The organism is Methanosarcina sp. UBA411, assembly GCF_002495725.1.
GTDB lineage: Archaea > Halobacteriota > Methanosarcinia > Methanosarcinales > Methanosarcinaceae > Methanosarcina.
In genome coordinates this window covers 350,692-374,648 of record NZ_DAGK01000034.1, presented here as the reverse complement: position 1 = coordinate 374,648, position 23,957 = coordinate 350,692, and the positions used below count along the sequence as shown (strand labels likewise).

The 23,957-nt window shown below is 41.8% G+C and carries 15 protein-coding genes; 8 read left to right on the top strand and 7 right to left on the bottom strand.

Going from position 1 to position 23,957, the window contains the following annotated elements:
- Positions 1–1,695 (top strand): CHAD domain-containing protein (locus BP861_RS14865; RefSeq protein WP_292376776.1); only part of this gene is annotated, 1,695 nt, incomplete at its 5' end.
- Positions 1,696–1,823: 128 nt separating this feature from the next.
- On the opposite strand, the gene BP861_RS14860 is transcribed toward BP861_RS14865, so the two are convergent.
- A complete protein-coding gene (locus tag BP861_RS14860; RefSeq protein WP_292376775.1) occupies positions 1,824–3,473 on the bottom strand; it encodes a Ppx/GppA phosphatase family protein in 1,650 nt (549 codons plus the stop codon).
- A 599-nt stretch (positions 3,474–4,072) separates the two neighbouring features.
- Between BP861_RS14860 and BP861_RS14855 the strand changes: the two genes are divergently transcribed.
- On the top strand, positions 4,073–4,540 hold the full coding sequence (locus tag BP861_RS14855) for a lamin tail domain-containing protein (protein ID WP_292376774.1): 468 nt from the start codon (positions 4,073–4,075) through the stop codon (positions 4,538–4,540).
- 220 nt (positions 4,541–4,760) lie between these two features.
- Here BP861_RS14855 and ppk1 read toward each other — a convergent pair whose 3' ends face one another.
- The 5 genes from ppk1 to BP861_RS14830 form a co-directional block, all read right to left on the bottom strand.
- Positions 4,761–6,947: a polyphosphate kinase 1 gene (gene ppk1, locus BP861_RS14850; RefSeq protein WP_292376773.1), complete on the bottom strand. Its 2,187-nt coding sequence runs from the start codon at positions 6,945–6,947 to the stop codon at positions 4,761–4,763.
- A gap of 570 nt (positions 6,948–7,517) precedes the next feature.
- Positions 7,518–9,686: an endonuclease MutS2 gene (locus tag BP861_RS14845; protein ID WP_292376772.1), complete on the bottom strand. Its 2,169-nt coding sequence runs from the start codon at positions 9,684–9,686 to the stop codon at positions 7,518–7,520.
- Between the two features lie 50 nt (positions 9,687–9,736).
- Positions 9,737–10,708 carry an alpha/beta hydrolase gene (locus BP861_RS14840; RefSeq protein ID WP_292376771.1) on the bottom strand — a complete coding sequence of 324 codons (972 nt, stop codon included), beginning with the start codon at positions 10,706–10,708 and terminating at the stop codon, positions 9,737–9,739.
- 25 nt (positions 10,709–10,733) lie between these two features.
- On the bottom strand, positions 10,734–10,901 hold the full coding sequence (locus BP861_RS14835) for a preprotein translocase subunit Sec61beta (RefSeq protein ID WP_292376770.1): 168 nt from the start codon (positions 10,899–10,901) through the stop codon (positions 10,734–10,736).
- Positions 10,902–11,211: 310 nt separating this feature from the next.
- Positions 11,212–12,231 (bottom strand): S-methyl-5-thioribose-1-phosphate isomerase, encoded by a 1,020-nt coding sequence (locus tag BP861_RS14830; RefSeq protein WP_292376804.1) that lies wholly within the window; start codon positions 12,229–12,231, stop codon positions 11,212–11,214.
- A gap of 601 nt (positions 12,232–12,832) precedes the next feature.
- On the opposite strand from BP861_RS14830, the gene BP861_RS14825 reads away from it, so the two are divergent.
- Entirely contained in the window at positions 12,833–13,933 is a 1,101-nt protein-coding gene (locus tag BP861_RS14825; protein ID WP_292376769.1) for an inositol-3-phosphate synthase, read from the top strand.
- 156 nt (positions 13,934–14,089) lie between these two features.
- Here BP861_RS14825 and radB read toward each other — a convergent pair whose 3' ends face one another.
- On the bottom strand, positions 14,090–14,803 hold the full coding sequence (gene radB / locus BP861_RS14820; RefSeq protein ID WP_292376768.1) for a DNA repair and recombination protein RadB: 714 nt from the start codon (positions 14,801–14,803) through the stop codon (positions 14,090–14,092).
- 748 nt (positions 14,804–15,551) lie between these two features.
- On the opposite strand from radB, the gene BP861_RS14815 reads away from it, so the two are divergent.
- The 5 genes from BP861_RS14815 to BP861_RS14795 all read left to right on the top strand — a co-directional run bounded on the left by BP861_RS14815 (position 15,552) and on the right by BP861_RS14795 (position 23,956).
- A complete protein-coding gene (locus BP861_RS14815) occupies positions 15,552–15,803 on the top strand; it encodes a glutaredoxin family protein (protein ID WP_292376767.1) in 252 nt (83 codons plus the stop codon).
- Between the two features lie 90 nt (positions 15,804–15,893).
- A complete protein-coding gene (gene nrdD, locus BP861_RS14810; protein WP_292376766.1) occupies positions 15,894–18,278 on the top strand; it encodes an anaerobic ribonucleoside-triphosphate reductase in 2,385 nt (794 codons plus the stop codon).
- Between the two features lie 49 nt (positions 18,279–18,327).
- On the top strand, positions 18,328–19,125 hold the full coding sequence (locus BP861_RS14805) for an anaerobic ribonucleoside-triphosphate reductase activating protein (protein WP_292376765.1): 798 nt from the start codon (positions 18,328–18,330) through the stop codon (positions 19,123–19,125).
- 413 nt (positions 19,126–19,538) lie between these two features.
- Positions 19,539–20,561, top strand: a complete 1,023-nt coding sequence (gene thiL, locus BP861_RS14800; protein WP_292376764.1) for a thiamine-phosphate kinase — start codon at positions 19,539–19,541, stop codon at positions 20,559–20,561.
- Positions 20,562–20,758: 197 nt separating this feature from the next.
- Positions 20,759–23,956, top strand: a complete 3,198-nt coding sequence (locus BP861_RS14795; RefSeq protein WP_292376763.1) for an S-layer protein domain-containing protein — start codon at positions 20,759–20,761, stop codon at positions 23,954–23,956.
- The last annotated feature ends 1 nt before the right edge of the window (position 23,957 follow it).

The following is a 23,957-nucleotide window of genomic DNA, read 5'->3' as shown; positions in this document are numbered from 1 at the left end:
CCGGAAAGCCTGCTTGAGTATTATGGAGCAAATAAAAACCAGGCCGAAAGAAGAAGGGAATATACTCTTACATTTTTTGATGAGCTGTCTGTATGCCACGGATTGGGGCAGGAAGAGAGAAAACTTCTGGAACTTGCAGCCTATCTGAAAGATACCGGAAACTCCATTTTTCCTGAAGAGAGCACACGTATGAGCAGGGAAATTCTTCTGACACGTCCTGTAAAAGGGCTCAGACTTCACGAAATTTTAATGCTCGGCCTTATTATTAAACTTCAAGACCTTTGTGTAAGCCCTTCTGTAAGCGAAAAAAGTTTAAGCTCAACTTTGAAAAGTTTCCATACGGGGCTGCCTCCTGGTCTTCAGAATAAAGCCCTGATACTTTCAGCCATTATGTCGATTGCAGATCTCTTGGAGTCTCTCGAAATTAGGTCAAGAAAGGCAAGGAAGCTTGAAAATGCTCTGGAGATAGAAATAATCGGATCTCCAACTGAAAAAGCTGCAAAAAAGTTTGAAGCACAAAGTAAGCTCTGGAAATATTTCTTCGGAAGGAAACTCCTGTTTTCTCAGATTGCTGAGGAAGAAAAAGTTCCAATCAAAGAAGAATCCGAAAAAAAAGAAATCAAAACGAAGAAACAGGCCAGAGAGGAGAAAAAGTCAGAAGAAAAAAAAGCTGCAAGAGAGAAAAACCCAGAAAAGAAGAAATGCAAGCTGCTTGGAGAGGTAGCTGTCAAACCGACAGATTCTATGGCCTTGATTGCCTGCAGGATATTTTCCTATCAATTTTCCTGTATGCTCTCCCATGAAGAAGGAACTATAAAAGGAGAAGAGATCGAAGAATTACACGATATGCGGGTTGCAGTCCGCAGAATGAGAGCTGCAGCAAAGGTTTTTGAGGATTATCTCGATTCCGAACATCTTGAGCCTCACCTCAAAGGGCTCAAGAGAACGCTTGGCTCACTTGGAGAAGTCAGGGATCTGGATGTTTTCCGCGAAAAAGCCGAAAAATACCTGAAAACTTTACCTCCAGGACATGAACATGATCTTGATCCGCTTTTCACAGTGCTTACGGAAGAGAGAGAAAAAGCCAGGAAAAATATGCTTGATTACCTGGACAGTGAAAAATACTACAATTTCAAAAAAGATTTTTCAGACACACTTGTTTCTCCCGAAACTCTAATCCTTCCTGCAACAAATAGAAAACATGATGCATTACCCCACAGGGTAAGAGAAGTGCTTCCTTCAATCCTTTATAGACGTTTAGCAGATATCAGTGCTTACTCCGAATGGGTGGAAGGGCCTTATCTTCCTGTTGAACGTCTCCACAGGCTCAGAATTGCAACCAAAGGAATGCGTTATACCCTCGAATTCTTTGAGAGCGTACTTGGAGAAGACGCAAAACTCCTGATCAAAGAACTCAAAACCTTCCAGGATTATCTTGGAAATCTCCACGATGCAGTCGTTGCACTTGACCTGCTGGGTTCTTACCTGAGAACCGGAGAATGGGATTCCGCCGAAAGTGAAAAAGATTCCAGAAAAAAGAAGTTTTCCGAGGGCGCAGAAGGAATCGAAGCCTATATCGCATACAGGGAAGAAGAACTCCAGACACTGCTCAATACCTTTCCCGAAGCGTGGGAAAAGATATGCAATGAAAATTTCAGGGAAAGGATTGAAAACGCAGTGAGAAACCTGTATTAATGCAGTACACAACTGTAGTAATTTTTTATAGATGAACTTCGCGAATAAATTTTATGACTAAGCTTTCTGAACAGATTTACTTCAAAATTTTCTCCATAAATCCATTTAATTTTTGATTTAATTTTAATTTAATTTTTTGAGGACATTTCAACCCCTGGGATTTCCTCAAGCTCAGCACCCCCTTCAAGGACTAAGGGAACTCCAGCTTCCTGTTTTATAAGAACTTTGGATTGAATATTGTATCCGAAAATTTTCTTAAAGTATTTCTTCTGTTTCTCTACCTCCCAGATTTCAAGCTGGCACTCCCGTTGAGCATGCATTTCAAGCACTAGGCTGTCAGTAGAGGCAATATAAAACCGGACATGCGAAATAATTCCATTGTGAGAGCGGTCGAGGCCTTCGGCAATGCGGAGCAGGGCACTGAGAACCCTGATGCTTTTTACTACATCTTTATTAAGCCCGACAAAATTGGGATGTTTCTTTTTAGGCGTGTTTTTCCTGTGGAAGTAGGCAAGATTCGCTATGATTTCGATTTCTTCAGGCTGGAAACCGGGAAGACTGCTTTCCCGTATCAGATGATAGGCGTGAGCCTGGTGGGTATCATATGATAGGAATGTCCCTATATCGTGCAGGATGGAACCGTACTCAAGAAGTTCCCTTTCCCCTGCCCTGAACGCATAAATTCCAAGCGCCTGAATACTGTCAAAGAGCTCAAGGGCAAGTCTGGTAACGGTATGGGCATGCTCTTCATCGAAATTGCAGGTAAGCCCTAGCTGCATAATGCTGCGTTTTCTTACCGACATCTGGGTAATCATGTAGGAGAATTCGCTCTTTGAGATATAGTCTACAAGCAGCCCTTCTCGAAGCCCGCGTTTACTTACTCGAATTTCGGAGATTCCCAGCTCTTCCATAAACGTTTCAATAATTGCAGCCCCTGAGATGATAATATCTGCTCTTTGTGCATTGATTCCCGGGAACTTGCGCCGTTCTTCGAGAGGTATTGCACATATTGCCCGGACTATTTTCTTCAGGTCTTCGTATTCCAGTTTCTCAAAGCTTTCATGGGCTGTTTTGTGCAGATAGACAAAAGCGACTTTGGCAAGGTTTTCAATTGTTCCCGAGCTTCCGATTGAACAGCTTATGTTGTACCTCGAAAGGTCTTTTGTTATATCTGTAATCTTACGCCGGATATGGGCCTTAATCTGCTCATACTGCTCCTCGGAAACAGGCCCTGTCTCATCCGGTAGAAACATGTTTGTCAGCCTGATCGCTCCAAGGTTAAGGGAATAAAGAAAATAACAATGAGTCTGATCCCCCACTGATACTTCGGTACTCCCCCCTCCGATATCTATGAATAGAGCTTTTGAGTTCCCGAGCCTAAGCCCGCTTGAAACTCCAAGGTAAATAAGGCGAGCTTCTTCGGTTCCGGAGATTGTACAGACTTCCAGGTTTGCCTCCCGCTTCAACATTTCGAGAAGCTGAACTTTATTGCTTGCGTCGCGGGTTGCCGAGGTGGCCACAGCTATAACCTCTTCTGCCCTGTAGGCTCTAGCAAGTTCCATGAACTTTTTACAGACAACAACTGCGCGTTCTATTGCCTTCGGCTGCAGAATCCTATCTATGAATTCCTGATCTCCAAGCCGGACGGTCTCCTTCTGCTTGGTCAGGGGCAGGTAAGACCCATTGGGGTTGATCCGAACCAGAAGAAGCCGGATCGAGTTAGTGCCTATATCGATAAACGCAACAACTCTGCCTTCGGAGATTTTCTCGGGTTCCATTATTACCACCTGAAAGCCCTGTCTTTCGTTTTTCTCGAAGGAGTCGAGAAACTCAAAATAAGCTTCACAATACTAGTTCATATTTTTATTCTATTTGAGATTATTTAGTAGTTTCCGAAAGTTTGTAACCGTTATTATTTCCGCACAGATTCAGTTTATGTATTGGACAGATTGTGTATTTATACACTCAATAAAGAAAGGGTATTAAGAAAGCTCTTTTTTCAGGGTTTTTTTCTGTATAATAGTTACAGGAAAAACTAAGCCGTTTTTATTAAAAACATATATCTGTGGATCTAAAATGTTTTTTGTGTTTCAGTTTACACTCATAGGTTATTAAAGTCTCTATTCATATAGTTACTGTAATGATCGAATTCAGAAAGAACTTTTTAAAATCAGTAAGCAGAAGTGCTATTATTGACCAGCTTGACAACTAATTAGCTAGCGACAAGCCAGAACATTCAAAAAATTGTCTGGAGAAGTTTAAGTATAATTATGTATGCCCATAGCTGAATATTTTGTAAATATATGTTTTTCTATTTTGTATAAATCAGTAGAAATATACACATTTTAAATATACTAGATGAATATCTCAAAAAATAATGGCAGATATCATAGGTGAGATTATGCCTAAAAATCGAATAGTTGTTATCTTTTTGGCTATGTGTTTAATTTTGGGCACTCTTTCTCCTGCTTTAGGTGCAACGACTAAGAGCAGCAGTTCGAGCAACTCAGTTTATATCAGTGTTTTGGATGTTGGTGCTCCTGGTGAAAAGCCATATCAAGAATATGTCAAAATCACAAATCGAGGAAAGACATTAGTAAATTTGAAAGGTTGGAAAATCAAAGACGAGGGCGCTAAGCATACTTATACATTTTCTTCATACACACTGAAATCTAAATCTTCGGTAACTCTCAGAAGCGGAAGTGGTAAAAACTCTGGAAGTACGCTTTATTGGAATAAGTATTCATTTATCTGGAATAACTATGACCCAAAGCATAAGGAGTATGGAGACACAGCATATTTGTATAACACTCAAGAAAAATTAGTTTCTAAGAAAAAGGGATAAATTTAAAATAAAACGTTCTCATTTTTTTCTTTTTAGTAATAATAAGATAAACCAAGCATATTGAAATTCCCACTATCTTTTGGCGCAATAACAGTAATTAGATTTTTTATTTTCTAGTTTTGTATAAATCACAGATAAACCAATTAGAAATGTAGACGAATGTAAACTATAAAAAATAGAGAAAAGTAAAGAAAAAAATGAAAAGAAGAACTTCCCATTTTCAGTCTTTCTTAGAGCCTAAATCCCAGCTTCTGCTATTCTCAAGCATCCATAACTGAGAATCCAGTTCTTCTTCTTCAGGCTGCGGGTAGATTCTTTCAGTCCTGCCGTTAGGGAGAAGCAGGCGAGCTTTGACGTTATCTCTTAGGTGAGTGCCAAGGATTACATCTCTCACAACAGGAATGTATTCTGTAGAGACCGGAAAGAGGACTTCTACCCTGTTATCCAGATTGCGCGGCATGAGATCAGCGCTTCCCATAAAGATTTCTTCTTTTCCGCCGTTCCTGAAATAATATATCCTGGAATGTTCGAGAAAACGGCCAACTATCGAGATAACCCTGATATTTTCACTAAGCCCGAAAATACCTGGCCTGAGGCAGCAAATTCCCCGGACAATAAGGTCTACTTTCACTCCAGCCTGAGAAGCCCTGTAGAGTTCCCGAATGCACTGGTAGTCCACAAGGGAATTCATCTTGAAAATCAGGTGTCCGTTCCTACACTTCTCGTGCAGATCGATTTCACGCCTGATACGCTCCAGAATCTGATGTCTTAAAGTCTGAGGAGCTACTAGGAGTTTGATATAATGGTCCTTTCTTGAATATCCGGTAAGGGCATTAAAAAGATCAGAGATGTCCTTACCTATGAAAGAGTCACTTGTCAAATAGCCCATGTCGGTATACAGTTTTCCTGTGACTGCGTTATAGTTTCCTGTGCTCATGTGCACATAATACCCGATGCCTTCTTTTTCAGCCCTGACCACAAGGCACATTTTGGCATGGATTTTGCGCCCCGGAAAGCCGTAAGCTACATGGACACCTTTGCGCTCAAGTTCCTTTGCCCAGCCGATATTGTTCTCCTCATCAAAGCGGGCTTTAAGTTCCACAAGAACCACTACCTGCTTTTTCCGGTCTGCAGCCTTCATAAGGGCCTGAATAATTCTGGAATTGTCATCCACCCTATACAGGGTCATTTTGATCGCCAGAACATCCGAGTCGTCAGCAGCCTCTTCGACGAAATCAATTACCGACTCGAAACTATCATAGGGATGATAGAGAAGAATATCTTGTTTTTTCAGATTTGCAAAAATATTCTCTCTTTCCGCTAGCTGAGAATGTTTTTTCGGCTCAAATGATTCATACTTAAGTTCAGGACGGTTAATCTGTGCAAGTTTAATGAGACTTGAGAGCCCAAGAGGAGCTGCAGACCTGAACATAAGGGAAGAGGTAAGGTCAAGGTTCTTAAGAAGGATATCCGAGACTCTTGTGGGCATTGTATAATCGGTCTCAAGTCTGACAACCGACCCGAAGTAGTTCCTGCCGACTCTCTGTTTTACAGCGGTCAGGAGGTCTTTATCTCCATCCTCATCAAACCCGAGGTCTGCATCGCGTGTGATCCTGAATGGATAAGCTCCAAGAATGCGCTGTCCCGGAAATAGAAGATCAAGATTTGCAGCAATAAGCTGTTCGAGCCAGACAAAACGTCCTGTGTTCAGCTCTTCCAGACTGGAAGTAATTCTATCCTGATCATCTTCAGGAACAACTATTAGCCTCATGAACATTGGAGGGATCTTAACCCTGGCAAATCGTTCCCCATAGTCCGGGTCATCAATTAGTACTGCAAGGTTAAGGCTGAGGTTGGAAATATGAGGAAAAGGGTGCCCTGAATCAAAACCCAGAGGAGTAAGCAAAGGGAAAATATTTCTCTCAAAATAACCTCTTAGCTTCTCTCTTTCCTTTCCGGAAAGCTCAAAGTAATTGAGAACTTTAATTCCTTTTTCCCGGAGGGCAGGCTCAAGTATTTCATTCCAGCAGCTATCGTTGAGAGAAAGCTGCCTGAGAAGCTCTTTTCGGATAACGCGAAGCTGTTCCTGCGCCAGCTCATCTGTCCGGTCATCTTTTATAGCTTCCACTATTCTCTTCTGGATACCTGAAACCCTGACCATGAAAAATTCATCAAGGTTGCTTCCAAAAATCGAAAGAAACTTGACTCTTTCAAGCAGAGGGTTGCGATCGTCAAAAGCCTCTTCTAGTACCCTGTCATTGAACTGAAGCCAGCTGTACTCGCGGTCCGTATATAAACAGGGATCACTTAGATCAGGCATACTGGAAACTTCTACCCGAGCTCCTTCAACATTATCCATAACCAGCCTATCAAAATCTGCACACTGAATGGGGAAGTTCCGCTCCATTACTATCACGCATGGCCTGGGTTTTGAATTTCTTCACATCTGCCTTTAAAAATAATAAAAGACCTGAAGATAGAGTCTTTGTATATCTCATAATTCAATTTCATTACCTGATTGTCACCCGGTTTTACGAGGTTGAAAAGAAGATGTCCCCGGGTTCACTCAAACGATTTAAGGTAGTTAGCCTCAGGGAAATTTCCCTTAATAATATCAACCCTTTTAGCCGATTAGGGTTTTGAGGCCCTCGCATAAAGGGGAAGGCAATCTCCATATGAAGTTACCGGACATGCATTGACACCAGCGTATATATAAATTTTTGCATCTACCGGCTTTTCAGAATTCTACGGAATCTCCGCCAACTCATAACTATTTATTAATATATAGAACTAAAGATTTATAACGTTATCTCTTAGAGTCAATTATCGACAAAAACAAAAATATGCCAAGAGTTAAAGGGAAAAAGTATAGGGAGATTACAAGCAGAAACCTGATTATAGTGAGATGATAAGTAGAGATCGGGCTCTCTCATAAAAATTCTCGATTAATATATTTAAGAATAATGAACCAAATTTTTTAAGAGCTTACTTTTAAGTCCTTTTGAGATACTTTAAATTTACCTTTTAAATGTGAATAAAACTCCTGCTCTTTTCCTGTAGTTTTTCTGAGCAGCCGTTCCACAATTAGCTCGGGAGTACTTCGAGCAATACAATCGTATACAGGATTCCGGTTTACGATCAGCTCCAGGTGGGAGTCCAGGCCATTGGCCTCGATTCCATCTACTCTTACTTCTGTTTCTGTATTTTCAAGGATGAGTTCCGAAAGATGGGAAACGAAAATCCCGAGACTCTGTTTATTTCTGGATAAATATTCAAGAATTCCTGCTATAATTCGCGCAGAAGCGCCAGGCTCAGTGATTGATTCCAGTTCATCCGCAAGCACCAGTTTTCCTGAGGATTCAGAGAGTACTGAGAACTGCTTGAGGGTAGTTTCAAAAGCTCCTGCATCGAGAGTTCCTTTCGATTTCCCGAAATAGTAGAATTCTTCGATAGGCCCGAGCTCAAGTTCTTTTGCAGGGACCGGAAAGCCCATATACCCAAGAATTACACATTGGGCAAGAAGTTCGAGCAGGGAAGTCTTGCCCCCTGAGTTTACTCCGCTCAAAAGTACAACCCTGTTTTCCAGGCCTGATGGGGAAAAACCAGTTTTTCCGATGGAATAATTTATAGGATCGATTTCTCCGTGTCGGGTTTTTAAAAAGAGGTTTTCTCCGGCTGTAAAGCCTATTCCGACTTCAGAAATCAGCTCGGGCAGTCTCAACTGGAATTTTGCCGAAAAGCAGGATACTGAAAAGCCGAGGTCAAAATCCAGAACTTTCTTGACAAGTTTTTCTACAGGCTGGTGAAAAGCTGAAAGCGTTTTTGCAAGCTCCCTCTTTCGAGCAAGTCTTGTTTTCTCAAGAGTATTGTTCAACTTTTGCCTTAGAAGCTGCAATTGAGATTGGTCTGCACAGAGAGGATAGGAAATTTCATCCGGGAAGAGTGAGTCAAGCATTAGTTTTTCTTGCTTCTGAAGCCCTAGTTTTTCAGCAAGCTCTTCTTTGATGGCTTCAATTTCAGCTTTATAGATTTTATTAAGATCCTTTGCAAGCAGGTCTTTAATCTCCATTCCCCCGCTCACAAGCTTGATGAGTTCCTGCCCGCTTAGAGTAAGCGAACTTGCCTCAAGAGTTAAGTTCATGCGCTGGTTAGCTTCAATCAGGGACGAGGTCAATGCAGGATCAAGATTTTCCAAGGCTGCTTCGAGCCTATCAAGTTCAGGGTCAAAGCCTTCAATAGGCTTTCCATCCTCACCCAACTTTGAGAGAGTTCCCTCGAGTATATCAAGCCTCTCTTTTGACAGTTCCTCAAAGAGCTCAAAGTTCTTAGAACGCAGAGATGATACGATATTCAGGCAGGCGCGGATGCAGTCTAGATTCCGAGCAAAAAATACCAGTTCTTTTTCAGGCAAAACCTGCCAGAATTCAGCTCTGGAAAGGTCTTGGAAATATTCGGGTTCAATGTCCTCAGGTAGATCAAAGCTAAGATAGGTGTCATCAAAAACAATAACACTGGAATACCCCCTCGCAAGATCTACGAATTCCGAGAGGTCTTCTACGGCCTGGACAGGCAAAAAGTCCTGAAACTTTTCTCTAGCTGCTTCCAGGATTTTTGAGTCTCCGCAGAGGATTATACGGTCTCTGACTCTTAGGTTCCCAGGCACTGGCCTGAGCTTACGAACCATCGAGATTAACCTAATAAACTCGGAATTCTCGGAAAAGGCATTTCCCAGTTCAAGATATTCTCTTACGAAAGCCTGTCTTTCCTGGATAAGATCCATGCGCGAAGCAGGTAAAGGGTAAAAAAGATCCAGCTTATCCCTAGAATGCGCCGTATGAGCAAAACTTTTTATCAGCTCAAGCAGGCGGGAATAAAGGTCTAGAGCTTCTTTTGTCTTGAGAAAATCTGAAATTGAGCAGCCTTCAGCACTAGATTTGGCATATCTGGCAAGGGAAAGAGCAAAATTGTGGCTAATTCCATTGACTTCAGATAGCGAAACTATATCTCCTTCAAAAATAGCCTGAAGAGCCGCGTCTTCAGTTCCAAAATGGCCAATTAGTCTATCAGCTACCCGTTCACCGATTCCATGAATTTCTCGCAGGCTTGATAGTGGCTGAGAAGCTTTCATACCCAAAATACTTTTCATATGCAAGTACTCTTGTTCCAATAAGTTTAGCTGGGCATTAAGCCCATACTTTAGTTTAAAAGAAGGGCAAGTTCTTTTTCAAGATAGGGGCGCATTGAGGCCGTATATCCGTGTGTTGCCTCAGTAACGTTATACATCGCTTTTGGTTCTTTTGCAAGGGCAAAGGTTCGCAGCGCCTGATCATGAGAGATTATGGTATCATTAAAAGAATGGATCTGCACGAATTTTGCAGGCGATAGAGTAGGGAAATAGGTATCCGGATCGATTGAGCGATAAAAGCGGTAAGCTTCAGGATCGTCTGCAAGGGAAGAGTCGATTTCTTCAGTGCCGTACCCTGAGGTGCTGATCCCGATAATCCCTTTAAGTGAAGGGTTGAGTGCGCAGGCAAGGATTGCAACTCTTCCTCCGTTACTTTCTCCGAGAATTGCAAGCCTTTCAGGATCAATTTCTGGCTGGGCAGCCAGTACGTCTGAGGCCTTAAGGGCATCATAAACCATGGTATATTCCACGGGCTCAAGACCAGCTTTGAAAAGTTCAAGGTCTCTTTCTATGCTTATAACGCCCAGATTGCGCTGGTCAAGAGTAAGAGTTGCATATCCCATATTAGAGAGTTCTGCAGCCAGACCCTGTTCGGCTTCTTTGCTAACCCCTGCTCCAGGTAATAGGACTAAGCCAGGAGAAGAAGAGAAGTTTCCAGGAATTCTTAAGAGAGCCTGAAGATTTTCCCCTTTGCTTTCAAAAGACAGCAATTTTAAAGTGTCCGAGTTTTCAGGGGCATATATATCTTCGATTTCCTGGATAGTAAATACTGGCTCTTCTCGCTCTGGAAAATATAGAGTACCTGCTTCCGAAACTTCCCAGGGAGCCGCAGCGCCTGCGGAGTTGGAAGGATTGTACATGACCCCGAAAATACCCACGAGTATAAGGAGAAAACCCAGAAAAAAAACTGAGGGTTTAGATATTCTGGTCCCTGAAAAAGCTCTGCGTTTGCTTTCTTTTTTTCCTGAACTCTGCCTGCTCAAGGGAACCCTGCCGAAAAAATTATGATTACGGCCAGAAACCGTTTACAGCACTTAGAAATAATACTGCTATGCCAGTAACGGCACCGACAATCAGCACTGTCTTGGGCTGGATATGAACTGCATTTTTATCTGCTTCATAGTAGCGCATTAGCCCTGCAGAAGACTGGAGCCCGGAACCTGATTTTTTAGCCATGTGTGAACACCTGTGTGAATGCATTAATTAAAATATAAATTTCATTGCCTGTATTTGCCTTTAATAGATTTTCTGGCATAATTAAAGATTACCTGGAAATTAACAACTGAAAATTAGAAAATTTAACATAACTATTAAATAGCCACTTAATATTGCTAAATAACTAAATAACTGTTAAATTTCCTGTTAAATTTGGTAATTATCACATAATTTACAGTTCTGATATATAAACCCAGCAGAGAAATTTCTTATATAGCTGAGACTCAGAAAAGTTGAAGGAAACTCGTCACGCTCTTGAAGCGGACAATTCTCAAACAAATACTTCGTCCAGCAAGAAGGGCGGGTAAAATACTCCTTTCTCAGTAATTATTGCATTTACGTTTTCCATGGGAGTTGCGTCAAAAGCAGGATTGTAAACCTCCACGTCTTTTGGGGCAAGCTGCTCAGACCCGAAAAAGCGCAGTTCATCCGGATTTCGCATCTCGATCTTTACACTGCCTTCCCAACCACTAAAATCGAAAGTAGATACTGGGGCTGCTACATAGAAGGGAATTTCATGCTCTTTTGCAAGAATAGAGAGAGAATAGGTGCCTATTTTGTTGAAAATGACATCCTGTGTAATCCTGTCAGCTCCTACAAGCACACTGTCTACAAGTCCCTGCTGCATTACCCACCCAGCCATTGAATCTGAAATAAGGGTTACTGGAATTTTGTCCTGCATCAGCTCCCATGTAGTGATCCTGCTTCCCTGGTTCAACGGCCTGGTTTCACAAGCAATAACCTTGATCTCTTTGCCTTTAGCAATAGCCGAACGCACAACTCCAAGAGCTGTCCCCCAGTCCACACAGGCTAACCTACCTGCATTGCAGTGTGTGAGTACGGTATCTCCATCCTTCAGAAATTTTGCCCCAAGTTTGCCTATTAGCTTGTTTGTGGCTACATCTTCTTCCGCGATATCCCTGGCTTCCTGAAGGGCAATGTCCCTGATTCCCTGAACATCAAAGGCATCCGAAATTGCTCTTAGAACCCTGTCCACGCCCCAGCTAAGATTTACTGCAGTCGGGCGAGTTGACTTAAGGGTTTTTCCCGCAATCTCTAGATCTCTTGTCATTGTTTCAATATCTCTGGCCCCACTCAGGAAAGCTGCAAGGGCAATCCCGAAACCTCCTGCTGCACCGAGAGCAGGGGCACCTCTTATCCGGAGAGATTTTATAGCCTCACACAGAGAACTCAGGGTTTTGCATTCAATTATCCTGTATTCTTTCGGGAGCAGGGTCTGGTCTACCAGCACCACGGAGTTGGACTCTTCCTTCCAGTCAATTGTCCTCATTAGATCACTTTCCAATGTAAGCATCAGGTTGTGCCGGAGAAATTCCGGCTTTTCTTTCAAGCTGTCCATCAGATAAAAACCTATTCAACTCTCAGACTCGTTATCTTTTCTTCTTTGTATTATCCGCGCAACCTTAAAGATTTAAAATTAATTATATTAATCTTATATTAATCAAAAGTAAATTATGTTAAAGGTGTTTATGTTAAAGGAGTTTATCATTAAACTTCAGAGTTGCTGGAAAATTGTAATAAATGAAGATTCCTGCAACCAGTCCTTAAAATAAAATTACGTTTAAAAAACAGATAACACATATTAGGATTTAAACAAATGAAGTCTCTTTTCCCAATGACGCAAATTTAGATATAATAGATTTATAGGGTAACAGAACAAATAGGAGAAGGTTTAAAATTCATAGCTGCAATACAAGAAGTCGTAATTTCAGAAAATAAATTCTTAAACTTCAGGAATATTGAATCCGTAAATCCTTGAATCTTTAGATTTCAGAAATCGTAAAAGATATATCATTTCATTTAATCGTAGATATGTCATTTCATTAATGCGGTTTATGAGAATCCGGGTATTCATCGGAGAGTAAGCGCCTATGACAAAAATAAAAATAGCAATTGCAGGAATCGGGAACTGTGCAAGTTCTTTGATACAGGGCATTGAGTACTATAAAGTCGAAGATAAAGAGCCCATAGGACTAATGCACAGGGAAATTGGAGGGTATAAACCCGGCGATATCGAAGTCGTTGCTGCCTTTGACATTGATGCCAGGAAGGTAGGAGAAGACGTTTCCAAGGCAATCTTTGCTCCCCCGAACTGCACAGCGGTTTTTTGTCCTGATATTCCATCTACAGGTGTGAAGGTTAAAATGGGCAAGATCCTTGACGGGGTCTCTGACCATATGAAGAATTATGGGGAAAAATATACCTTTGTTGTTAGCAAGGAACAGGAAGCCACAAAAGTAGATATAGTGAATGAACTTAAGAATTCGGGTGCCGAGATGCTTCTCAATTACCTGCCTGTAGGTTCTGAAGAAGCAGTCCGTTTTTATGCAGAGTGTGCCCTTGAGGCAGGTGTGGCTTTTATAAATAATATGCCTGTTTTTATCGCAAGCAATCCCGAATGGGCAAAAAAGTTTGAGGAAAAGAATATTCCGATCATTGGTGATGATGTCAAAGCTCAACTTGGAGCTACCATCACGCACAGGATTCTTGCAGATCTTTTCGAAAAGAGAGGCGTTAAACTCGAAAGAACATACCAGTTAAATACTGGCGGAAACACGGATTTTCTCAATATGCTCAACAGAAGCAGGCTTGCTTCCAAACGGGAATCAAAGACCGAAGCTGTTCAGTCCGTGCTTTCCAAGAAGCTTGATGACGATAATATTCACATTGGACCCAGCGATTACGTAGCCTGGCAAAAAGATAACAAGATCTGCTTCCTGAGAATGGAAGGCAAGCTTTTTGGAGATGTGCCTATGAATCTTGAACTCCGGCTTTCTGTAGAAGACTCTCCTAACTCAGGAGGTGTGGTAATAGATGCTATCCGATGCTGCAAGCTGGCTCTTGACCGCGGAATAGGAGGAGTGTTATATTCCCCGGCTTCCTACTTTATGAAACATCCGGCAATTCAGTACCCTGATGACGAAGCTTACAGGCGGACTGAAGAATTTATAGCCGGAACCAGGGAACGTTAAAACTCTGGTAAGAGATTCCTGTAAAAAGGAATTCTAAAACCCCCGGAAGTTCCCGGGAGTTTTAAGTTTTTCTTCTTAATTATCAAAGACTTTTCTAAGAACTTTTTCTAATTTTAATCTGTTAGGGAATTCTTCTGGCTTAGCGAATTTCTCGGCTTAGCGAATCCCTTCGGCTGTAATTCTAAACTCTGCACTCGAGCCTTCCGGACAGGATCGATGTTTATATAGAATGGCGCGTCTGGTTCCTTCTCCAGTTTTTTCAAGCTGGATAATTGTCTTTGAGATATGCTCCAGGGAACTGCCGCCAAGAGGGCGCACGCCTCCGGAAGTAATATCGGAATATACCTGGTTGGTTATAACTGCAACAAAACCATATTTACGGGCAAGGGCGTGCAAAAATCCTATCTGGCTAGCAAGTTCTCTGCGGCTTTTCATGCCTGTCTCATCGTCTTCAAGCTCGAACCGGTAATATGAAGTTGCAGAATCCAGGATCACGAGACCTATATTCTCACTAGCTATTCTCTCCACCTCCCTTACGGCCGCATATTGTTCTTCAAAATTCAGGGGTTCATAGATAATGATGCTTCTGGCTATTTCTTTTGCATTCTCCCCTGCGATTTGCTTGAAACGAGTAGGAGAAAGCCCTTCGGTATCTATGAAGATGACTCTCTGCCCTTGCTTTACACATTCCACTGCAAGCTGGATGCAGATATTTGTTTTCCCGGTTCCTGCAGGTCCGAAGATTTGAGTCACGATCCCTTTTTCGAAACCTCCTCCTAGAAGTTCGTCAAGAGGCTTGCAGCCGGAAGATAACAGTTTTTCTATGAAGTGACACCTCTTTTTGTGCTTGATACATATAACTGGCCCCATGATATAACGTTTTTTTGTAATCCTCAACCTTTTCAGGAATATTAAAGATTTCTAAACGGAATAAAAAAGACAAAGTTGATATAAAAGAAATGCTCAGGTACGGATTCCCAGCCATGAGAAAAAGAAAAATTTCACAAAAGTAGAGACAAAAAGAAAATTGTCTTTTTGTGATATTTTTCACGGTTTCGAGGAATAATTCCTTATAGATCTTAGCCGTACCTGTACCTGGCAAATAGGCTGCAGATGTCCTTTAAAGCCTTCTGTGCTTGAAATTGTTTACCAAAATAAGGCAGTATTTCAAAAACAGGAATCCTCAAATTTATTACCAGACTTGGTAACAAAGAGTGAATCTTTGTATACAAAACAAAGATGTTACTGTATCCAAACTTGGGCTGAAAAACGATTATTAAGCGACATAGCATTTAGAATATTTACCTGAAAATAAAGGTAATTTCACTCAATAGAATGAAAAAAGATATCCTGGGGGAACCTTTTAAGAAGCTGTACCCTTTTCCGATATTGCTGACTGATACATGAAAATACATATTTATAGGGACTATAAGGGTTAGCTGAGGAATGGTAACCCATGTGGGGTTTTGTTTTATTGCTTAACGCGCTTTGCACCTGCGCGCTCACTCTGCAAACACTATAGAAAAACAAAATATGTAAGAAAGAAACAAGACCCGAGCAAGAAACGGCAACTAAAAATCAGATTAAGAATTAGAGTAAAATCAGAGGGACGTAAAGCATGGCAAAAATAATCATATATACAACGGAACGATGTCCGAAATGCAGTAAATTAAAAAATTTCCTAGAAGCACACTCAATTGCTTTTGAGGTAGCAGATATGTCTACTCCCGAGGCCCTAACGGAACTGCGTTTCAACGGAGTCTTTACAGTGACAGCGCCTGTTTTACAGATCAATGATACATTCCTTACGCACGAGGAGCTTTTCATTGGGGGAGAAGTAAACCCTGAAAAAATCCAGGAAATCCTGTGATAAAAGAGATCTGAAATTAAAATAAATTGAATATTTCTGCAAATTCCGCTATTGAATTTCATTATTAAAACAGCTACTGAAGATGAGAAAATGACAGCCGAGATTCTCTTACCCGACGACCAGTTATCTGACAACCAGTCAGCTCAAAAGACACTTGAAGAGTTGTCCGCCTCTTCTTTCCCAAAAGATGACCAGTTATCTGACAACCAGCCAGTGCAAAAAACCCTTGATGGGCTGTCCGTCTCCCCTCTACCCAGGGTAAGGACAACAGATGGTTTCATTCTTAACTGGGATAGGAACATCATTGTAAACCAACTCCTTAAGGAAACTAAATTAAGCGAAATCTTCTACAATAAACCCTCAATTACAAAAGAGGAAGCAATTGAGATTGCAAGGGAAGCAGAAAAGATAATTAAAAAGATGAATCTCAAGTTTCTCTCAGGCCCACTTATCCGGGAAATCGTAAACAATATTCTGCTTGACAGGGGGCATGTTGAATGGAGAAACATCATGACCAGGGTTGGGGCTTCGGTCTACGATGCATATGAAATTGATACCGGATACGGCTTTGAGGCAAATGATAATGCAAACCAGTTGAACAACGCGGAAACCTCACATAAAAGGAAAGCCGACAAAATGTCCAAGGAGCAAAATCTCCTTCTCATGCCAAAAGAGCTTGCCGACCTTCACCTTAATGGGGATTTCCATATACATGACCTTGAATATATGGGCACAAGGCCTTTTTGCCAGGATTGGGATCTTCGTTACTTTTTCTACTATGGTCTCATGCCCGATGGAGTTGGAACCCAGTCAAGCGTAGCAAAACCCGCAAAAAATGCTGAGGTAGCTTTCCTTCATGCTGTAAAAGCTATGGGCTCGGCTCAGACCAATTTTGCAGGCGGACAGGGTTTTTACAATTTCCTGACTTTTATGGCTCCCTATTTGGAAGGTAAGTCTGAAACCGAGATCAGACAGCTTATGCAGATGTTCGTCTATGAAATGATGCAGATGATGTGCGCAAGAGGCGGACAGACTGTCTTTTCATCTGTGCAGCTTTCCCCTGGAGTTCCGAAGCTCTGGAGAAATATTCCTATTGTTGCTATGGGTAAGGTCTGGGACGGCAAGCAGGCTCCACTCAAGACCTACAGAGAATTTGAAAAAGAGGTTCGCCTCGGATTTAAGGCGCTTATGGATGTCATGCTTGAGGGAGATGCCTGGGGCAAACCTTTTAGCTTCCCCAAACCCGAAATTTCCATTGAGCCTGACTTTATGGAAGAAGACGAAGAATTCAACAGGGTTCATCCTGAGATTCCGACTTACAAAGATCTGTATAGGATGACCTTCGAGCTGGCTGCCAAATTCGGGACACCTTACTTTGATAATCAACTCCCGGAGTACAGGGGTGCAGGAGAAGGGATTTCATGTTATCAATGCTGTGCGTATCAGTTTTCTGCAAACCCTACAGATGATAAAGAATTCGACGACAAACTTCATTTCAGGAACGGAAAACATTTTTCAATGGGCTCATGGATGGTCCTGTCTTTAAACTGTCCAAGGGCGGCATACAGGGCTGAACACGATGACGAAAAACTTTTCAATGAACTCAAAACCCTGATGAACAAGGGTGTGGAAGTTTTCAAGATCAAGCGAAAATGGATGAACAGTCTGATTAAGAAAAATAGGATTCCCTTTGCAGCCCAGTGCCCAAAAGATCCGAATACAGGGGAAAAAGGAGCAATTGCTGTGGATTTCGAAAGCCTTGTGTATACTATAGGAGTGGTAGGAATCAATGAAATGGTTCAGTACCATACAGGCTACCAGATCCACGAATCTCCTGCTGCATATAAGCTTGCGATCAGGGCTATGTTTGAAATGAAAATGCACGCTCAAAAGCTTTCAAAGGAAAACGGTATGGAAATTGCTCTTGCAAGAACGCCTGCGGAAACGACTGCCCAACGCTTTGCAGTCTCGGACCTCCTTCATAAGGAGTATGCCGACAAGGCCGAGTTTACAATTAAAGGGAATTTAGAGACCGCAAAGCGTGAGCTGAATCAGACGCATGATCTGCCAATCTACTATACTAATGGGACTCATGTTCCACCTGGTGCAGATATCTCTCTGCCTGAAAGGATAAAATACGAACATACCTTCTTCCCAATTGTAGACGGTGGAAATATTATGCATATCTGGCTTGGGGAAGGAAAACCTGATCCAGACGGCCTTCAGGAGCTTGCAATGCATATAGCAAAGAATACCCAGACAGGTTACTTTGCCTTTACCAAGGATATGACCGTATGCACCGACGAAGGATATGTAGCCGATGGATTGCTGGATAGATGCCCGAAGTGTAAGTCTGAAAATGTGCAGCATCTCTCAAGGATTACAGGATACCTTCAGTCGGTTGAAGGCTGGAACAAAGGCAAACGCCAGGAACTTCTGGACAGAAAGCGATACAGCACAAGGGAACTCAGGTAAGAGTCCCTTAATCCTTTTTAAATATGAAAAATGTGAGAAACGGTAGGCCATGAAAGTAAACTACGCAGGCACTGTCTCGCTCTCGACCGTGGACTGGAGAGGGAAAGCCGTAATTACTATCTTTTTTCGGGGATGCCCCCTTCGCTGCCCCTACTGCCAGAACCATCCCTACATCCAGGGATTTAACTCTGTAGAACTGGAGTTTGTGGAAGAGCAGATTAAAGAATCGAGGCCCTTTGTAAGTGCAGTTGTATTTTCAGGAGGAGAACCTCTGATGCAGGAAGCACTTATTTCTCTTGCGGAGTTTGCAAGAGAAATAGGACTTGCAATTGGGGTTCATACAAACGGCTGTTACCCTGAAATGGCAAGCGAATTGGTTAAACGAAAGCTGGTTGATAAATTTTTTATTGATATAAAAGCTCCCCCGGATGATTCCGCACTTTATGGAAAAGTTACGGGATGCGGAGAATCTGAAGCGATGAAAAAGAATCCTGAACAGATTACTGCATCTGTAATAAAAACGCTTGAGATTGCAGATTCCTGCGGCCTGGAGCTAGAACTCCGGACAACGTTAATCAGGGATTTTATCGGAAGCAGGGAAGAGATTGCCAGTATAGCTGCCTGGATCTCAAAACATGTGAAAAATAAAGGATTTATATATGCATTGCAACAGGGAATTCCGGAATATAGCTTGCAGGAGAATTTAAGGGAATTCCGAGTTCTAGAACGGGAAGAACTGTACGAACTCGGGAAAGTTGCAAAACGTTTTCTGGAAAACGTGAGGATAAGAACAAAAGAAAGTGGAGAAGAAGTAATCTCTGATTCTGTACGAGAATCCAGCTTCTGATATGGATCTGACAGTTTACTGATACTAACTTATCTTTTGTACTTTTCCTTCTTGTCTGCTTCCTTAAAAGGGTAAACTGACTCTTTTTAAGCTTTTGTGTAAAACATGTTTTAAGTTCAAAGGAATTTGAAGTTTACAGAAGTCTTATAAATCCCAAAGGATAAAAAGCAAATGAGAAGCCTTTGAGAAATTTATTCGAGAAATTTATTAATTCTATGCCTAGGGATAAGTGTTAAAATTTTTGGGAATATCTTATTGAATACTGAAAATACCTCTGAGGATATTACTAAATTTTTGTGTAACTTTGTGCGTTACACAAATTAAATAAAGGAGAGGAACTCAGTGCACTTTGACTCATAGAGAGCATGTATTTATAGAAAAGAAAGCAAAAGTCATATTTTTCAAAAAAGACCATGAAAAACACAAAAGTATCTTCAGTCGGAGAACGCGCTCTAATCTCCATCTTATCTGAGATTTTCAAAGCACCTGATGGCAGGGAGAAAGGACAGGAAGGAATCCTTATAGGCGCCGGTTCGGATGACTGCGCTGTTCTTGACCTGAAAGGAGAAGACTGCCTGGTTGTTACTACTGATATGCTGCATAGGACTACCGATTTTCCGGAAGAGATGACCCCCTGGCAAATGGGCTGGATGTCAGCAGCCGTAAATTTCAGTGATATTGCAGCCATGGGTGCAGAGCCCACAGGGCTTGTCATGGCAATTGGAATGCCTGCAGATACCGAAATTGCTTTTGTTAAAGAACTTGCAAAAGGTATGCAGGCGTGTGCCGAATTCTGCGGGACTGCGATTATCGGAGGTGACCTTGATACCCACGCAGAACTGACAATTACGGGGACGGCACTTGGCAGAGTAAAAAAAAGCCATCTCCTCCTGCGGCGTGGAGCAAGGCCAGGCGACCTTGTCTGTATCACTGGATATACAGGATCTGCAGGGGCAGCCCTGGAAGCCCTTCAATCGAGAAAACCAGTGAGTGAAACAGTCCTGAAGGCGCTTTTTGAGCCCATTCCACGCACGAAAGAAGCCAGAATACTGGCCGAGTCCGGAGCAGTAACATCCATGATGGATACAAGTGATGGCCTTGCGATGTCCCTTTACGACCTTGCCAAGCAGAGCAATATAGGCTTTAGAATTCGGGAAAATTCACTTCCCATCCTCAAAGAGGTCCGGAAATTTGCTTCAAATTCGGACAAGCTGAGGGAATTTGCCCTGTACATGGGCGGAGATTTCGAACTTCTTATTACAATTGACCCCCAAAAGATGAAAAAAGTACAAAATATATGTAACTTAACTGTTATAGGAGAATGTACAAAGTATGAAGCAGGCATTGTACTCGAATCCCCGGAATGTAAACTTATAACTATAGAGCAGAGAGGATACCAGCAGCTAAAAGCCGAAGCTGCTGAGAGATTATCTTGAGTTAATACCAAATAAGACTTTAAATCCCCCGATCAAAAACTAGAGTTATGGAAATAATAAAAAATATTAATAAAGAAACTTCATGAAAATTATAAAAACAAAGTAAATTTGAAAGATTTTGATATAAAGATTTGATATAAAGATTTGATATAAAGATAACAAATAGAATTTATGCACAATGTTTAGAAGGATGAAACATGAGTAAAGCTATTTTACAAATATTTACAGCAATTCTGGTACTAGGGTTACTTTGTGGAGCTACAGCTGCAGCTCCCAGTATAGTGTCAGACCCTACACCCTCACAGAATTCGACTGTTATAGGAATAGTGGGTGAAACTCAAACCTTCACCATTCCTTTAAATGAAACAGCAAATGTTGTATGGACTGAAAATGGAAATAGCACAACAAGTCCTACTGGCGGGAATAATATTGCGACTCTCAGTCATGTCTTCCGGTCAGGTTCGTACAAGGTGACAGCCAGTGTAGAAGGAGAGCAAATAGCAGCCTGGAACGTTGAAGGGAAAGCAGCCGGAGGATTATCTGTTAAGACTGACCCCTCCGAAGGAGATATTTCAGTAGATAAAGGAGTGTCTAAAACTTTCAAAGTCAACTCCAGCACAGACAACCAAAACATTAATGTTGAATGGTTTGTTGAAGACAAATCACAGAAAAAAGAGGAAAGTGTAACCTCTTCTTCATACGATTTTCAAGAGGACAGTACAGGAAATTTTACCCTCAAGGCAGTGATCAGCGATCCTAATTCTGTTTATGAGTCATCGACAAAAAAGTGGACTTTGAACGTCGGACCCACAGACAATTCAACTGGAAACAGGATATGGGAAGAGGGAATGCCCGAAACTTACACATGGACCGCCCAGAGTTACTCAGGCTTCTATTATGACCTTGACTCAGGAGTATCCTCTGAAGAGATGACCATTACAGATATAGGTAGAAGCATAAAATCAGAAAATATTGAATACATAACAAGACCTACTGAAACCGATTTTGAATACAGTAAATGGGGTTCGTACCAGATAATCGGATTCATGGCAGAGAAATACTTTGCAGGCTATACTAAAAATGAATCTGAAGTTGTAGGAGATGACGTCAGCCCTATTTCTGATGGGGTTCTTTCCAAGATTCTCATAGATATTGACGATAAAAAATCAGCGAATGCCGGAGATTCTCTTGTTCTCGAGGAAGGATATTCCCTGAATATCGTGGAAGTGGATATCAATGGAGAATCTGTCCGGGTACAGCTTGAAAAAGATGGAGACGTAGTAGATGAAGCTTTTATCAGATCTGGTGAAGACTATGTCTATGAAGCTGATCTTGGAGAAACAGAAGATATACCCATAATCATTGCTCATTTCGGCACGGTTTTTCAAGGAGGTGAGACCTCCGCTGTCTTCATACAGGGTCTTTTCCAAATTTCAGACGAGTACGTAGAACTTGAAAACGGAGACACATTCGGAGAAATGGAAGTAACCTCCCTGAGCAGCAATGAAATAAAGATGAAGAATGATGATAGCGTCGGACTTGATAAGGGAGATACAGTAGACCTAATGGGTAAAATACAGATTCAGGTAGCTGATGACAACAAACTGCGCTTTGCCCCGGTCCTTGACACTTCGGAAGCCGGCACCTACGAGCTGCGCGGAACTGTCTATGACGAGAAAATCGATGGTGACTCACTCCCCAGCTGGACACCCTTTAACTTTGAAGGTTTCTATTACAACATAGATGAAGGAATTGGGACTGAAAACCTTACAGTAGAAGAGCTTGGAGATAGAGATATACCTTCAGATAAACTTGTCTACAAGTCCACACCTCAAGCCGTTGATTTTGAACACAACGAATGGGGCAACTTCACAGTTATTGGTTTCATGGCAGACAAATACTTTGCCGGATATACTGAAGACTCCGTGAAAGGAGCTGTTGATGATGTAAGCCTTCTTTCGGACAACATTCTTTGTAAAGTACTTACAGACAACGACGATAAAAGGTCTATGGATTCAGGTTCTGCCCTTGCCCTTGAAGATGGTTATTCTTTGAATATCGTAGAAGTGGATATCAATGGAGAATCTGTCCGGGTACAACTTGAAAAAGATGGTGATGTAGTAGATGAGGCATTCCTCAAATCTGGCGATGATTATGTCTATGAAGCTGATCTTGGAGAAGCAGAAGATGTGCCCATAATCATTGCCCATATCGGCACGGTTTTTCAAGGAGAGACCTCCGCTGTCTTCATACAAGGTCTCTTCCAGCTCTCGGACGATTACACTGAAATCAACAATGGAGATCCCTTTGGTGAGATGGAGGTTACCAGTGTCTCTGAAAGTGGCATCACAATGAAGAACGATGGTAACATCGGACTTGGCCAGGATGAAACCGTTGAGATAATGGGTAATGTCAGTTTCAAAACTGCTGATGACAGTAATCTCAGGTTCTACCCCTTTGTAGAGGTTGAAACCGGTGGCAATGGAGACGACAATAACTCACTGAAAATAAATGTACCTGATAAAATCTATGCAGGAGATACATTTGATATCAAAGTGACTGCAGGTGGAGAAGAAATCGAAGGCGCTAATGTTTTGGTTAACGAAAGCAGTGTAGGCGAAACAAGTGACGATGGGGTTGTCGAGTATACCGCTAAAGAGATTGGAACCTTCAAGATAACTGCAGAAAAGGATGACTACAAAACCGCAAACAAAAATATTAACGTCAGTGCTCCGAAAGAAGAAATGATAGTCACCATTTCACCGAAGACAGTTTATGTTGGCGACACCCTGAACATTGAGGTTGTCAAGGCGATCGGTGGCGAGCCCATTAAGGGTGCAGCTGTATCGATTGATGGAGATACAATTGCCAAAACAGATTCCGACGGAAAAACTGCCTATACGACAGATAAAAGTGGCAATCTGGAATTGAGCATAACAAAGGAAGGATTCGAGGATAAGGAAGTAAATGTAAAAGTAAAAGATTTTGAAGCTGTCTTCGAATATTCAAACTTGGTAATTGAGCCTTTAGAGGTAAGTGCAGGAAAGGATGCGGCAATTTCGATAAATATCGGAAATAAAGGCAATGCTGCAGGAAATGAGAGTGTAGAATTGCTTATTAACGGAAACGTAAGCGACTCAAAAGAAGTTTCCCTGGATGTTGGAAATAATACGACTGTAACCTTTGAGTACGCAGAAGATGTGCCAGGAACCTACACGGTAGAAATTGGAGGAGAAACTGCAACCTACACTGTAAAGGAAAAATCTTCCTTACTGCTCTATGCTTTTATAGCCATTATCCTGTTAATAGTCGGTGGAGCTGCTTACTACTTTACAAAAGGCGGTGGGGATATTGGAACGATTCAGGAAAAGTTTAAGGAGTTAATGAAGAAGTAAA

Excerpts from the sequence above, each read along its gene's own strand:
- BP861_RS14830 (WP_292376804.1), bottom strand. The coding sequence starts at position 12,231 with ATGAGGACAATTGACTGGAAGGAAGAGTCCAACTCCGTGGTGCTGGTA.
- BP861_RS14805 (WP_292376765.1), top strand. The coding sequence starts at position 18,328 with ATGAAAGTAAACTACGCAGGCACTGTCTCGCTCTCGACCGTGGACTGG.
- BP861_RS14815 (WP_292376767.1), top strand. The coding sequence starts at position 15,552 with ATGGCAAAAATAATCATATATACAACGGAACGATGTCCGAAATGCAGT.
- BP861_RS14860 (WP_292376775.1), bottom strand. The coding sequence starts at position 3,473 with ATGGAACCCGAGAAAATCTCCGAAGGCAGAGTTGTTGCGTTTATCGAT.
- BP861_RS14835 (WP_292376770.1), bottom strand. The coding sequence starts at position 10,901 with ATGGCTAAAAAATCAGGTTCCGGGCTCCAGTCTTCTGCAGGGCTAATG.
- BP861_RS14825 (WP_292376769.1), top strand. The coding sequence starts at position 12,833 with ATGACAAAAATAAAAATAGCAATTGCAGGAATCGGGAACTGTGCAAGT.
- BP861_RS14845 (WP_292376772.1), bottom strand. The coding sequence starts at position 9,686 with ATGAAAAGTATTTTGGGTATGAAAGCTTCTCAGCCACTATCAAGCCTG.
- BP861_RS14855 (WP_292376774.1), top strand. The coding sequence starts at position 4,073 with ATGGCAGATATCATAGGTGAGATTATGCCTAAAAATCGAATAGTTGTT.
- radB (WP_292376768.1), bottom strand. The coding sequence starts at position 14,803 with ATGGGGCCAGTTATATGTATCAAGCACAAAAAGAGGTGTCACTTCATA.
- nrdD (WP_292376766.1), top strand. The coding sequence starts at position 15,894 with ATGACAGCCGAGATTCTCTTACCCGACGACCAGTTATCTGACAACCAG.
- thiL (WP_292376764.1), top strand. The coding sequence starts at position 19,539 with ATGAAAAACACAAAAGTATCTTCAGTCGGAGAACGCGCTCTAATCTCC.
- ppk1 (WP_292376773.1), bottom strand. The coding sequence starts at position 6,947 with ATGGAGCGGAACTTCCCCATTCAGTGTGCAGATTTTGATAGGCTGGTT.
- BP861_RS14795 (WP_292376763.1), top strand. The coding sequence starts at position 20,759 with ATGAGTAAAGCTATTTTACAAATATTTACAGCAATTCTGGTACTAGGG.